The organism is Comamonas sp. w2-DMI, assembly GCF_040187735.1.
Lineage (GTDB): Bacteria > Pseudomonadota > Gammaproteobacteria > Burkholderiales > Burkholderiaceae_C > Comamonas > Comamonas terrae.
Map to the genome: position 1 here is coordinate 172,516 of NZ_JBANEL010000010.1, position 11,409 is coordinate 183,924.

12 protein-coding genes and 6 pseudogenes are annotated in these 11,409 nt (G+C 64.8%); 10 read left to right on the forward strand and 8 right to left on the reverse strand.

Annotated elements, in window-relative coordinates; genetic code table 11:
- Window positions 1–351: 351 nt before the first annotated feature.
- Both V8Z74_RS12875 and V8Z74_RS12880 read right to left on the reverse strand, forming a co-directional pair.
- On the reverse strand, window positions 352–729 hold the full coding sequence (locus V8Z74_RS12875) for an ArsR/SmtB family transcription factor (protein ID WP_008786737.1): 378 nt from the start codon (window positions 727–729) through the stop codon (window positions 352–354).
- Window positions 730–772: 43 nt separating this feature from the next.
- Window positions 773–1,870: a cation diffusion facilitator family transporter gene (locus V8Z74_RS12880; RefSeq protein WP_008786738.1), complete on the reverse strand. Its 1,098-nt coding sequence runs from the start codon at window positions 1,868–1,870 to the stop codon at window positions 773–775.
- A 224-nt stretch (window positions 1,871–2,094) separates the two neighbouring features.
- On the opposite strand from V8Z74_RS12880, the gene V8Z74_RS12885 reads away from it, so the two are divergent.
- The gene (locus V8Z74_RS12885) at window positions 2,095–2,352 is read left to right on the forward strand and encodes a metal-sensing transcriptional repressor (RefSeq protein ID WP_019396551.1); all 258 of its coding nucleotides are present in this window, start codon (window positions 2,095–2,097) and stop codon (window positions 2,350–2,352) included.
- A 9-nt stretch (window positions 2,353–2,361) separates the two neighbouring features.
- Entirely contained in the window at window positions 2,362–3,672 is a 1,311-nt protein-coding gene (locus V8Z74_RS12890; RefSeq protein WP_021162751.1) for an MFS transporter, read from the forward strand.
- Window positions 3,673–3,710: 38 nt separating this feature from the next.
- Here the strand turns inward: V8Z74_RS12890 and V8Z74_RS12895 are convergent, their stop codons facing one another.
- Entirely contained in the window at window positions 3,711–4,067 is a 357-nt protein-coding gene (locus tag V8Z74_RS12895; protein WP_008786741.1) for an ArsR/SmtB family transcription factor, read from the reverse strand.
- Window positions 4,068–4,311: 244 nt separating this feature from the next.
- Between V8Z74_RS12895 and V8Z74_RS12900 the strand changes: the two genes are divergently transcribed.
- The 4 genes and pseudogenes from V8Z74_RS12900 to V8Z74_RS26270 form a co-directional block, all read left to right on the forward strand.
- A complete protein-coding gene (locus V8Z74_RS12900; RefSeq protein WP_426331919.1) occupies window positions 4,312–6,801 on the forward strand; it encodes a heavy metal translocating P-type ATPase in 2,490 nt (829 codons plus the stop codon).
- Window positions 6,802–6,816: 15 nt separating this feature from the next.
- Entirely contained in the window at window positions 6,817–7,296 is a 480-nt protein-coding gene (gene cueR, locus V8Z74_RS12905; protein ID WP_021162749.1) for a Cu(I)-responsive transcriptional regulator, read from the forward strand.
- A gap of 16 nt (window positions 7,297–7,312) precedes the next feature.
- Window positions 7,313–7,651, forward strand: coding sequence for an ISC system 2Fe-2S type ferredoxin (fdx, locus tag V8Z74_RS12910; protein WP_008786744.1), 339 nt, complete (start codon window positions 7,313–7,315; stop codon window positions 7,649–7,651).
- A 256-nt stretch (window positions 7,652–7,907) separates the two neighbouring features.
- Window positions 7,908–8,063 (forward strand): annotated as a pseudogene (locus V8Z74_RS26270) (glutaredoxin domain-containing protein); the annotation flags it as partial.
- A 77-nt stretch (window positions 8,064–8,140) separates the two neighbouring features.
- On the opposite strand, the pseudogene V8Z74_RS12920 reads toward V8Z74_RS26270, so the two are convergent.
- From V8Z74_RS12920 to V8Z74_RS12930, 3 genes and pseudogenes are all read right to left on the reverse strand, one after another.
- A pseudogene (locus tag V8Z74_RS12920) lies at window positions 8,141–8,341 on the reverse strand (EexN family lipoprotein); the annotation flags it as partial.
- The gene (locus V8Z74_RS12925; RefSeq protein ID WP_008786747.1) at window positions 8,338–9,282 is read right to left on the reverse strand and encodes a LysR family transcriptional regulator; all 945 of its coding nucleotides are present in this window, start codon (window positions 9,280–9,282) and stop codon (window positions 8,338–8,340) included. The pseudogene V8Z74_RS12920 and the gene V8Z74_RS12925, both read right to left, overlap by 4 nt.
- A gap of 286 nt (window positions 9,283–9,568) precedes the next feature.
- Window positions 9,569–9,727, reverse strand: a pseudogene (locus V8Z74_RS12930) (4-hydroxyphenylpyruvate dioxygenase); the annotation flags it as partial.
- On the opposite strand from V8Z74_RS12930, the pseudogene V8Z74_RS12935 reads away from it, so the two are divergent.
- Both V8Z74_RS12935 and V8Z74_RS12940 read left to right on the forward strand, forming a co-directional pair.
- A pseudogene (locus V8Z74_RS12935) lies at window positions 9,720–10,058 on the forward strand (Lrp/AsnC family transcriptional regulator); the annotation flags it as partial. The pseudogenes V8Z74_RS12930 and V8Z74_RS12935 sit on opposite strands and share 8 nt — an antisense overlap.
- Before the next feature lie 57 nt (window positions 10,059–10,115).
- Entirely contained in the window at window positions 10,116–10,310 is a 195-nt protein-coding gene (locus V8Z74_RS12940; protein ID WP_003821167.1) for a heavy-metal-associated domain-containing protein, read from the forward strand.
- A gap of 74 nt (window positions 10,311–10,384) precedes the next feature.
- On the opposite strand, the gene V8Z74_RS12945 is transcribed toward V8Z74_RS12940, so the two are convergent.
- Window positions 10,385–10,846 (reverse strand): MauE/DoxX family redox-associated membrane protein, encoded by a 462-nt coding sequence (locus V8Z74_RS12945; RefSeq protein WP_502879531.1) that lies wholly within the window; start codon window positions 10,844–10,846, stop codon window positions 10,385–10,387.
- A gap of 22 nt (window positions 10,847–10,868) precedes the next feature.
- Between V8Z74_RS12945 and V8Z74_RS12950 the strand changes: the two are divergent.
- Window positions 10,869–10,949, forward strand: a pseudogene (locus V8Z74_RS12950) (entry exclusion lipoprotein TrbK); the annotation flags it as partial.
- On the opposite strand, the gene V8Z74_RS12955 reads toward V8Z74_RS12950, so the two are convergent.
- Window positions 10,939–11,190, reverse strand: coding sequence for a hypothetical protein (locus V8Z74_RS12955; RefSeq protein ID WP_124014400.1), 252 nt, complete (start codon window positions 11,188–11,190; stop codon window positions 10,939–10,941). The pseudogene V8Z74_RS12950 and the gene V8Z74_RS12955 sit on opposite strands and share 11 nt — an antisense overlap.
- Between V8Z74_RS12955 and V8Z74_RS12960 the strand changes: the two are divergent.
- A pseudogene (locus V8Z74_RS12960) lies at window positions 11,185–11,409 on the forward strand (conjugal transfer protein TraG); the annotation flags it as partial. The gene V8Z74_RS12955 and the pseudogene V8Z74_RS12960 sit on opposite strands and share 6 nt — an antisense overlap.

Consider the following 11,409-nt stretch of genomic DNA (forward strand, 5'->3'; position numbering starts at 1 on the left):
GCGTTACAACGAAGGCAAGGTCAAGCCCTTTGGGTTGCCCTAGCGGGCAGGCTGCATGGACAAGGTGGTGGGAAAACCCCGCGTCGTCGCTGTGGCCACTCCGACATCCAGCTCACGAGTGCCGTTGTGCGGTTGAACCGGTCGGTCTTGTGGGTGATTGCGAGCGCGGGAGGCTCAGGCGTCCAAGCTGCCGCCGCCCATTGCTGTGCCTGCGCGGCATCCCGGCGCCCAGGCAGGGCCCGCGATTCAGGGTGTTGCGCCCAGGCCGCATCGAGGACGTCCTTGAGGCTAACCGGCGGCGTGGGTACCGGCGCCTCGCAACCTGCCATTCGCCTGGGTGCTTGGGCCTGGTCAGTCGTCGGCTTTGTCCTCGGAAATGTGGACCGCCATGTCCTGCAGCACCTGGCTGACGTGCTGGTCCGCGATGCTGTAGAAGATGTGCTTGGCTTGGCGTTCGCCGCGCACGAGGCGCGCACCGCGCAGCAGCCGCAGGTGATGGCTGACCAGAGACTGCGACAGGTCGAGCGCTTCGGCGATGTCCCCCACGGCGACCGAGCCATGCATGCACTGCAGCAGGATCTTCAATCGCGATTGGTCGCCCAGCAGGCGGAAGGTCTCGGCCAGAACAGCGACGTCACTTTGCGACATTGCGAGGGCATCGGTCGCCGCGTCGTGGCTGGTGGTCGAGCATTGCGCGGTGTCGGCGCTGGTGGTTTTGCGGGACGTCATGGATGCAAATCCTCAAGTGGAGTGCGAGCCGGCTCGCGCGGCCTCAATGCCTGTGACCAGGAGCGGAATGGTCGTGGTCATGGCCGTGGCTGTGCCCGCCGCCATGCTTGTGATTGCCATGATCATGGCCGCTGTGGTCGTGCCCGCTGTGGTCATGACCGCTGTGATCGTGGCCGCTGTGGTCCTGACGCTCCGACGTGGGCTGCAAGCTGCAGACGTTCTCGTCGGTGCCCGAGTTCCAGTCGATCCCGACCGTGGCGTGTTCGATGCTGAATTGCTCTCGAAGCACCGCTTCGACGCGCTTGACCACGGCGCGTGCTTCCTCGTCCACGTTGGGGCGAACGTGCAGCGTGGCCATCGTGCGCCCGGAGGTGAGCTGCCACACGTGAACGTGGCTGACGGCCGCCAGGCCCGGCACGGCGCCCATCAGGCCTTGCTCCACCTTCTCCGGCGAAGCATCCTCCGGCGCGCCTTCCAGCAGGATGTGGATCGACTTGGCGAGCAGCTTCCATGCGCTGCGCAGGATCAGCGCCGCGACCAGGACCGACAGGATGGGATCGATCGGCGTCCAGCCCGTGAGGTAGATGACGATCGCAGCGACGATGGCGCCGACCGAGCCGAGCAGGTCGCCCATCACGTGCAGGATGGCCCCCTTCACGTTGACGTGATCGGTCTCTCCGCGGGTCATGATCCACAGCACGAGCACGTTCACCAGCAGGCCGAGCACGGCGACGATCATCATCGGGCCGGCCAGGATCACGGGCGGCGCCTGCAGCCGCTCCCACGCCTCGTAGGCGATCCAAGCGACGATCGCGAACAGGGTCACGGCGTTCAGGAAACCGGCGATGACCTCGAAGCGCAGGTAGCCGAAGGTGCGCTTGCTGTCGGCCGCGCGGCGGCCGAACCGGAATGCTGCGTAGGCCAGTGCGAGCGCCGCGGCGTCGGTCAGCATGTGGCCCGCGTCGGCCAGCAAGGCCAGCGAGCCCGACAGCACGCCTCCGACGGCCTCCACGACCATGAAGCCGAAGATCAGGAAAAAGGACAGCAGGACCTTGCGCTCGTTGGCGCTGGTCACGGTCGGGGTGTGGTCATGATCATGGTCGTGATCGTGACCATGGTCATGTGCGTGGGATTGGGACATGGGGCCTCGGGAAACTGGGTCTTTGACTGTGGCTCAAAATATAACACATGAACATGTTTTCATGTGAATTGTTGTACACATTTGTGTTCGCGTCTCACCACGGCCGGGATGCCGCTCCGGGCAATTGCCTTAGCCTGGCTCGGCGACCATTCCCCCCGCCTGGCAAGCAGCCGTTGATCTAACATCCAGTGGCAGTATCCCCCCTGGGGGGATATGATTTCAGCATGGAAGACATGCATAAGCACACCACCCATCCCGACCTGGTGAAGCGGCTCAAGCGCGCCGAGGGGCATCTGCGGCACGTCATCGGGATGATCGAAGGGGGAGAAACCTGCCTCGACATCGCCCGCCAGCTCGCGGCGGTGGAAAGCGCGGTGACGGCGGCCAAGCGCGTCCTGATCCACGACCACATCGACCACTGCCTGTCCCATGACGAGGACTCCGTTCTGACCGAAATGAAGGCGCTGACCAAACTGCTCTGAGGCCGTCCGATGCTCTCCGTCCTGAATAACCGCACCTACCGCCACCTGTTCACCGCCCAGGTGATCGCGCTCGTCGGCACCGGCCTGATGACGGTGGCGCTCGGCCTGCTGGCCTACGAGCTGGCCGGCGCGGATGCAGGCGCGGTGCTCGGGACGGCGCTGGCCATCAAGATGCTGGCCTACGCGGGGGTCGCGCCGGTCGCGCAGGCCTTCGCCGACCGGCTCCCGCGGCGCTCGCTGCTCGTGGCGCTGGACCTCGTGCGAGCGGCCGTCGCGCTGTGCCTGCCCTTCGTCACCGAGGTCTGGCAGATCTACCTGCTGATCTTCGTTCTGCAGGCGGCATCCGCCGGCTTCACGCCGACCTTCCAGGCCACCATCCCGGACATCCTTCCCGACGAAGAGGACTACACGAAGGCGCTGTCGCTGTCCCGGCTGGCCTACGACCTGGAAAGCCTGATTTCCCCGATGCTGGCCGCCGCGCTGCTGACCGTCATCAGCTTTCACAACCTGTTCGCGGGAACGGTGCTCGGTTTCCTCGTTTCAGCCGCTCTCGTGGTCAGCGTGCGGTTGCCCACGTCCGTCCCCGGCCCGCGCCGCGGCATCTGGGAGCGAACGACGCGCGGCACGCGCATCTACCTCGCCACGCCTCGCCTGCGGGGCCTGCTGGCGATCAGCCTGGCCGTCTCGGCGGCCGGCGCGATGGTGATCGTGAACACGGTGGTGCTCGTGAAGGCGCGTTTCGGCCTGGGCGAAGTCGAGGTGGCGTGGGCACTGGCGGCGTTCGGAGGCGGCTCGATGGTGGCCGCCTTCGTCTTGCCGTCCCTACTGGAGAAAGTAGCCGACCGACCCGCGATGCTCACCGGCGCCGCTGTCCTCGTCGTGGGCACGGCGATCGGCGCACTGCTGCCGAGCTATGCGCTGTTGCTGCCGCTGTGGCTGGTGATCGGCTTTGGCTACAGCGTGGCGCAGACGCCATCCGGCCGTCTTCTGCGCCGCTCGGCCCACGCCGAGGACCGTCCAGCGATCTTCGCGGCCCACTTCGCGCTGTCGCACGCCTGCTGGCTCATCTGCTACCCGCTGGCCGGACGCTTCGGCGCGGCCATGGGGCTGCAATCGACGTTCGTCGTCATGTCCTTGATCGGCCTAGCTGGCGTGGCGCTGGCGCTTCGGCTGTGGCCGGCCAGCGACCCGCCGGACTTGGCCCATGACCATCCGAACCTGTCGGCGGATCACCCCCACTTGCGTCAGCACGCGAACCAAGGCGGGCACCATCACGTGCTGGTCGTGGATGACTTGCACCGGATCTGGCCGAAAGGATAGGCCTCACGGGACGCGGTAAGGGCTGTTTCGCACCAAGGCTAGTCGTCGCTGTTGTCCTCAACGATGTGGATGGCCATGTCCAGCAGCACCTGGCTCACGTGCTTGTCCGCTACCTCATAGAAGATCTGCTTGGACTGGCGCGCGCCCTTGACCAGACGGGCTCCACGCAACAGTCGAAGGTGATGGCTGACCAACGACTGCGAGAGTTCGACGGCTTCCGCGATGTCGCTTACCGACGTGGACCCCTTCATGCAGCACAGCATGACCTTGAGCCGCGACGGATCGCCCAGGAGCCGGAAAGTCTCGGCCAGGATGGTCACGTCATTCTGTGACAGGGAGGCCAGATCGGTGCTTGGGCCCTTCGGTGGGGCACTGGCTGGTTTGCGTGGAGTCATCTCTCAAAAATTCCTACCCTCGAACGGCTGTTCGTGCCCTTCAGGATCAACGAGGCTGCGACCGCTTGAGCGCGCGCACAGCCCGGGACCAGGGCGAGCCTGGCGACCAAGGCCCCTCGTTTCCCCCGTGCGCCGGGCCATTTCTGAAACCTGACAGTACCCGAAAAAAGCGCTTGACCTTCCCACGATGGTAAACCCTAAGCTCCCCCATGTCGAATATCAACTATGGGAAACAACCATGAGCATGCCAATAACGAGTGATGCTCGTGCCACCGCAGCAGCGATCAGCCTACCCATCGAGGGCATGACCTGCGCGAGCTGCGTCGGCCGAGTCGAGGCCGCCCTGGCCAAGGTGCCGGGCGTGGACAGCGTGTCCGTCAATCTCGCCACCGAGCGGGCGGACATCCGCCTGGCCAGTCCTGTCGATCGCATCGCGTTGATCCAGGCGGTCGAGAAGGTCGGCTACGACGTGCCGGCTGGCACCGTCGAACTGGCGGTCGAGGGCATGACCTGCGCCTCCTGCGTGGGCCGCGTCGAGAAGGCACTCAAGGCCGTGCCCGGCGTCACCGAGGCCACGGTCAACCTCGCGACCGAGCGTGCCACCGTGCGCGGCGTGGCCGCCGTGGCGGACCTGATCGCGGCCATCGAGAAGGTCGGCTACGAGGCCAACCCGGTGGATACCGGCGCGCAGGCCGACGAGGAAGCCGCCGAGAAGAAGGACGCCGAGCGCGCCGAACTCAAGCGCGACCTGACCCTGGCCGCCGTGCTGGCGCTGCCTGTGTTCGTGCTCGAAATGGGCTCGCACATGATTCCCGGCATGCATGAGTGGGTGGCTTCCACCATCGGCATCCAGCAGAGTTGGTATCTGCAGTTCGTGCTGACCCTGCTGGTGCTCGCCATTCCGGGCTGGCGCTTCTACGAGAAGGGCTTCCCGGCGCTGTTCCGCCTGGGTCCCGACATGAACTCGCTGGTCGCGGTCGGCACGGCCGCAGCCTTCGGCTATTCGATGGTCGCCACATTCGCGCCCAGTCTGCTGCCGGCCGGCACGGTGAACGTGTACTACGAGGCGGCCGCCGTCATCGTGGCGCTGATCCTGCTGGGCCGCTTTCTTGAGGCACGGGCCAAGGGCCGCACCTCCGAGGCCATCAAGCGCCTGGTCGGCCTGCAGGCCAAGGAGGCGCACGTGCTGCGCGACGGCCGCATCGTGGACATCCCGATCAACGACGTGGCGCAGGGCGACATCGTGGAAGTGCGCCCCGGCGAGCGCGTGCCGGTCGATGGTGAAGTGACCGAGGGCCGCAGCTTCGTGGACGAGTCGATGATCACCGGCGAGCCGATTCCCGTCGAAAAGGCGGAAGGCAGCACCGTGGTCGGCGGCACCGTCAACCAGAAGGGTGCGCTGACGCTGCGTGCCACCGCCGTGGGCGGTCAGACCATGCTGGCGCAGATCATCCGCATGGTCGAGCAGGCGCAAGGTTCCAAGCTGCCGATCCAGGCCGTGGTGGACAAGGTGACACTGTGGTTCGTGCCCGCCGTCATGCTGGCCGCCGTGCTGACCTTCCTGGTCTGGCTGGTGTTCGGCCCGTCGCCCGCGCTGTCCTTCGCGCTGGTCAATGCCGTGGCGGTGCTGATCATTGCCTGCCCGTGCGCCATGGGTCTGGCGACGCCGACCTCCATCATGGTCGGCACGGGCCGGGGCGCCGAGATGGGCGTACTGTTCCGCAAGGGTGAAGCCCTGCAACTGCTCAAGGACGCCAAGGTGGTGGCCGTGGACAAGACCGGCACGCTGACCGAGGGCCGCCCGGTCCTGACCGACCTGGAGATTGCCGACGGCTTTGACCGCAACCAGGTGCTGGCGAAGGTCGCCTCTGTCGAATCGCGCTCGGAGCATCCGATCGCACGCGCCATCGTCGAGTCGGCCGTGGAAGGTGGCATCGCGCTGCCGACGATGACAGACTTCGATTCGGTCACGGGCATGGGCGTGCGCGCCACCGTGGACGGCGCGCGTGTCGAGGTCGGTGCCGATCGCTTCATGCGTGAGCTGGGGTTGGACGTGAGCGGCTTCGCTCGCACGGCCGAGCGCCTGGGCAATGAGGGCAAGTCGCCGCTGTACGCCGCGATCGACGGCCGACTGGCCGCCATCATCGCGGTGGCCGATCCGATCAAGTCCAGCACGCCCGCGGCCATTGCCGCGCTGCACCAGCTCGGCCTGAAGGTGGCGATGATCACTGGCGACAACGCGCGTACCGCGCAGGCCATCGCCAAGCAACTGGGCATCGACGAGGTGGTGGCCGAAGTGCTGCCCGAGGGCAAGGTCGAAGCCGTGCGCCGCTTAAAGGCCACCCACGGCCAGATCGCCTACGTGGGTGACGGCATCAACGATGCGCCGGCGCTGGCCGAGGCCGACGTGGGCCTGGCGATCGGCACCGGCACCGACGTGGCGGTGGAGTCGGCCGACGTGGTGCTGATGTCCGGCAACCTGCAGGGTGTGCCCAACGCCATCGCGCTGTCCAAGGCCACCATCGGCAACATCCGCCAGAACCTGTTCTGGGCGTTTGGCTACAACACGGCCCTGATCCCGGTGGCCGCTGGCGTCCTATACCCCGCATACGGTGTGCTGCTGTCGCCGATCTTCGCGGCCGGAGCGATGGCGCTGTCCAGCGTGTTCGTGCTCGGCAACGCGCTGCGCCTGCGCCGCTTCCAGCCGCCGCTGGCGGCGGATACCGCTCATTGAGAAAGGAGGAACACCATGAACATCGGTGAAGCATCCAAGGCCTCGAAGGTCTCGGCCAAGATGATCCGCTACTACGAGCAGATCGGCTTGATTCCCCCGGCCGACCGGAACGATTCGGGCTACCGCGCCTATAGCCAGGACGACGTACACCGGCTGCACTTCATCCGGCGTGCGCGCGACCTCGGCTTCTCGGTGGCCGAGATCACGGACCTGCTGGGACTGTGGAACGACAAGTCGCGCCGGAGTGCCGACGTCAAGCGCCTGGCGCAGCAGCACATCTCCGAGCTGGACCGGCGCATCGCGAGCATGTTGGAGATGGCCGAGACGCTCAAGGCGCTGATCCGGTGCTGCGCCGGCGACGAATGGCCCGACTGCCCGATCCTGCACACGCTGGAGCAACTCGATACCAGCGACGACGAGCCCGAAGCGCGCACCGGCGCCGTGCCACGGCGTGCAAGTGGCAACGCAGCGGCAAAGAAGCCGCGTGCGCACTGAGCAGCCGGGAGAGACCATGCCCAAGATCACCGTCTTGCCCCATCCTGAACTGGCGCCCGAGGGCGCCGAGCTGAACGTGCCGGTCGGCACCTCGATCTGCGAGGCGCTGCTAGACAACGGCATCGAGATCGAACATGCCTGCGACATGAGCTGTGCCTGCACGACCTGCCACTGCATCGTGCGCAAGGGATTCGATTCCCTCAACGAGGTCGAGGAGTGCGAGGACGACCTGCTTGACCGGGCCTGGGGGCTAGAGGCGCAATCGCGCCTGAGCTGCCAGGCCATCGTGGCGAACGAGGACCTGACCGTCGAGATCCCGAAGTACACGATCAACCATGCCAAGGAGAACCACTAGGACCCAGCGTGCCGCCGCGGGCGCGCCGGCCTGCGGCGGGGTTGCTCTGGCAGACGGAGGACTGACGGCGTTGCAGCCTGACGACCGCCCCGGGAGCCAGATGCCTACACCCCCTTGCACCACCGCCGGTTAGGCTGGAAATGTCGTCAAAGTCCTTCAATCCGTGATAGTCGGCGCTGCGGCCGGCCCATGAAAAGTCCCACAGGAGAAGTCCAGCATGTCTGCGCCCAAACAAGCCACGCTCTACCGGATGGTCATGCCCGGCCATACCTGCCCCTACGGGCTGAAGTCGCTCGATCTGCTCAACCGCAAGGGCTACGAGGTCGAGGACAAACACTTGGCGAGCCGCGAGCAGACGGATGCGTTCAAGAAGGAGCATGGCGTCGAGACCACGCCCCAGGTCTTCATAAACGGGCGGCGCGTGGGCGGCTACGACGACCTGCGCAAATTCTTCGGCATGTCCGTGAAGGACAAGAACGCCGTGACCTACACCCGGTTGCACAACACGTCGCCCAGCTTGGGGCGGTCGGTCTTGCACTGCTGGCGCAGTTCCTTGAGCCGTTCGGGGTTGGCCGCCAGCTCTTCCACTGTCGGGATGTTGGCTGCGGAACCGGCGGACTTCTGTGGCCCATCGGACTGGCCGCAGGCAGTCAACACGGCAACCAGCAAGAATGGGATGATCTTCTTCATGGCGTCAGTTCCTCCGGGTGATCGGGATTACGGCCTCGTATGGGCCTGGGGGTTTCCGGCTGTTCGATGGCCTGTGCGCGCTCAATAAACCGCGCCAACTCGTCGGACGGATCTCCGTCCAGCCGCAACAGATAGGTCGTGAGGGGCGACACGCGCGAAGCTAGCGGCCGGGCCACTACACCCGGCTCACGGCTGGCGGCAATGTGTGCACTGCCTGCTAGGCCGAGCGCAAAACCGGCCGAGACTAGGGCCATCATCAGGTCGGTGGACGAAACCCTCTCTGCAATCAGTGGCTCCACATCCGCACGGCGCAACACCCGTTCAACTTGCTTGGCATGGCCCTCACATGCCTGTGGATCGCACAGAACCAGTGGATAGCGAAGCAACTCATCCAAGGGGATGCGCTTGTGGGCCAGAAGCGGATGCCGAGCTGGCACGGCCACCATCAGCGCATCGCTCCATGCGGGCGTGGCGACGATACCGTCGCCCACTTCGTCGGATTGAGCAAACCCTACGTCATACAGATCGCTATGCAGCCCCTTGATCTGTTGCGATAGGGGCACCTCGAAGAACCGGATTTCGACCTCGGGTTCTTCCTGGCGGCAAAGTACGAGCAACGCAGAAAGGCGCGACGGCGTGATGCCGTCGGACAATGCCACGCGCAACTGGCCATGAAAACCGTTTGCTGCCGCTTTCACGCTATCGCGTGCCTGCTCCAAGGCGGAGAGCACGCGGCGCACGTGCTCCAGAAACAGCTCGCCCGCACGGGTCAGCCGAGTGCTGCGCGTGGTGCGGGCAAACAGCATCACGCCCAGTTCTTCTTCCAGTTCCTTGATGGCCCGTGACAGTGGAGACTGCTCGATGTGCAGCCGCTCGGCAGCGCGGGCGAAATGGAGTTCCTCAGCAACCGCAATGAAGCAGCGCAAGTGACGAAGTTCCATAGTCTTGTCCTTCCATGATCCATGTTGATTCGGGGGACGAGATGCACGCCTGCTGTAGCACCAGTCGAGCTGAGGCCAAATATTGAATAAACAATTATACATGTGTTCATATATTAGTCAAAGAAGCCTGCACCGTGCCGTGGTGATGTTCGATTGTGAGGAGATGAATGGTGCAAGCTGCACGAGGGCCAATGGGCATCGTGGAGGCCGCTTGCCAAAATAGTGCGAGCCCCACCGGGGCTCGCGAGATGCGGAAGGTGCTATGCCTTCAGGGGGAAAGCCCGAATCAGGCTGGGTTGATTTCCAGCGCGCCGCGGTTGATCTGGTCGCGCTCCATCGACTCGAACAAGGCACCGAAGTTACCTTCGCCGAAGCCCTCGCGGTAGTTGCCCTTGCGCTCGATGAACTCGAAGAACACCGGGCCGAGCAGCGGCTCGGAGAAGATCGGCCTCACGCTCACGGCCTACCTGAACGTGCGTCTCGAAAAGCACTCCGACTCGCACAAGCGCAATCCCATGGACGTGTTCCGCGCGTCGGTCCAGAAATGGCCGGAGGTCGTGGAATGCCATGCGCTGACCGGCGACATGGACTATCTGCTGCGGGTGGTCGTCAGGAACATGGCTCACTACTCTCGCTTCGTGCTCGACACGCTGCTCAAGCACCCCAGCGTGCAGGACTGCAAGACAAGCTTCGTGCTGGATCGGGTAAAGAGCACCACGGCCTTGCCCTATGAGCATTCGGCCGATTGGTGTAGCGGGGATGCAAATAGCGCTTGACCTTCCAACCGTGGCAAGGACCAGACTTCAAACACCCCAACCCGAAAGGAGTTTTCCATGCAATTCCATCTCGAAGACATGACCTGCGGCGGCTGCGCCCGCACCGTTACGAAAACGATCCAAACGATCGACCCCAACGCCAAGATCGTCACGGACCCGCCGACCCGCCGTGTCGAGGTCCAGACCTCGGCCTCGCAAGAGCAGATCGCCGCGGCCCTGAGCGAAGCTGGCTTCCCGCCGCGCGCGCAGTAACACCGCGTCGTGGCCGGCCTGCACACAGGACGGCCGATGCGAGCACGTGCGCTGCGCCGTACCTGGCGCGGCGCTCAGTGCATCCCAAGGTAGGCGACCTTGGCCCACATCCACAGGGCCATCGCCACCATCATCAGGTTCTCGGTCAGGGACACGAAGCCCAGCGGCACGTTGCTGTCCCCGCCCACACAGGCGCACTTGAGTTCCCGGCGATCGACATAGACCGCCTTGAAAACCGACACGGCCCCGACGGTCCCGATGAACAGCGCCAACGGAATCGACACCCACATCCCCACGCCCGCGACCATCAGGACGCCTGCGATGGCCTCCGCGAACGGGTAGAAATAGGCATACCGAACCCAGCGCTTGGCCAGCAGGTCGTAGTTGAGGAACATCGTCGCGAAGCCGTCCACGTCCTTGAGCTTCTGCAGCGCCAGGAGACACATGGCAAAGGCCACGAACCACTCTGCCGCCTGAATGCTCCAGAGCTGGCCGAAGGCCGCCCAGCTCGCCGCCAGCGCCATCGCGGCCGCCATGGCGAACAGCGCGATCACAGGGGTGGCCGAGGCCACGCGCAAGCGGTTCTATGGCGACGGGGAAACGCCCTACACACCGCCGAAGGAGCCGCCTAAGTTTTGATCGTGGCCGCTTCGCCACGAATATTGGATTTCCTGACCGACACGCCGCAACGCGCCTGCGCTTGCGACGTTTTTCGTTGGCTCGCCACCGCGCTAATTCTTTCTTTTTGCTCGATCTTTCTGCTTAAAACGGTCTTTGACCGGCACTGACGCGGCACCGATCCTGACGCCTCCGGCACGTCCTTGTGCCGCTTTTTCCATGAGGAATCGGCGCAGGAGAAATCGGAGGCCAGGTCATGCAAGGGACGAACGTGCTGTTCGGTCAGATCGCCGTGGTATTCGGCATCGTGATCGCCGGAGTGTGGGGTGCCACACAATGGACAGCAGCAGCCCTTGGCTATCAAGTACGCCTTGGCTCGCCCTGGTTCGATCTTCTTGGCACGCCGATCTATCACCCGTGGAAGCTGTTTGAGTGGTGGTTTTCTTACGGCGCCTATACCCCGGAAATCTTCGACACCGGC

Excerpts from the sequence above, each read along its gene's own strand:
- V8Z74_RS12945 (WP_502879531.1), bottom strand. The coding sequence starts at position 10,846 with ATGGCGGCCGCGATGGCGCTGGCGGCGAGCTGGGCGGCCTTCGGCCAG.
- fdx (WP_008786744.1), top strand. The coding sequence starts at position 7,313 with ATGCCCAAGATCACCGTCTTGCCCCATCCTGAACTGGCGCCCGAGGGC.
- cueR (WP_021162749.1), top strand. The coding sequence starts at position 6,817 with ATGAACATCGGTGAAGCATCCAAGGCCTCGAAGGTCTCGGCCAAGATG.
- V8Z74_RS12880 (WP_008786738.1), bottom strand. The coding sequence starts at position 1,870 with ATGTCCCAATCCCACGCACATGACCATGGTCACGATCACGACCATGAT.
- V8Z74_RS12875 (WP_008786737.1), bottom strand. The coding sequence starts at position 729 with ATGACGTCCCGCAAAACCACCAGCGCCGACACCGCGCAATGCTCGACC.
- V8Z74_RS12940 (WP_003821167.1), top strand. The coding sequence starts at position 10,116 with ATGCAATTCCATCTCGAAGACATGACCTGCGGCGGCTGCGCCCGCACC.
- V8Z74_RS12890 (WP_021162751.1), top strand. The coding sequence starts at position 2,362 with ATGCTCTCCGTCCTGAATAACCGCACCTACCGCCACCTGTTCACCGCC.
- V8Z74_RS12895 (WP_008786741.1), bottom strand. The coding sequence starts at position 4,067 with ATGACTCCACGCAAACCAGCCAGTGCCCCACCGAAGGGCCCAAGCACC.
- V8Z74_RS12925 (WP_008786747.1), bottom strand. The coding sequence starts at position 9,282 with ATGGAACTTCGTCACTTGCGCTGCTTCATTGCGGTTGCTGAGGAACTC.
- V8Z74_RS12885 (WP_019396551.1), top strand. The coding sequence starts at position 2,095 with ATGGAAGACATGCATAAGCACACCACCCATCCCGACCTGGTGAAGCGG.
- V8Z74_RS12900 (WP_426331919.1), top strand. The coding sequence starts at position 4,312 with ATGCCAATAACGAGTGATGCTCGTGCCACCGCAGCAGCGATCAGCCTA.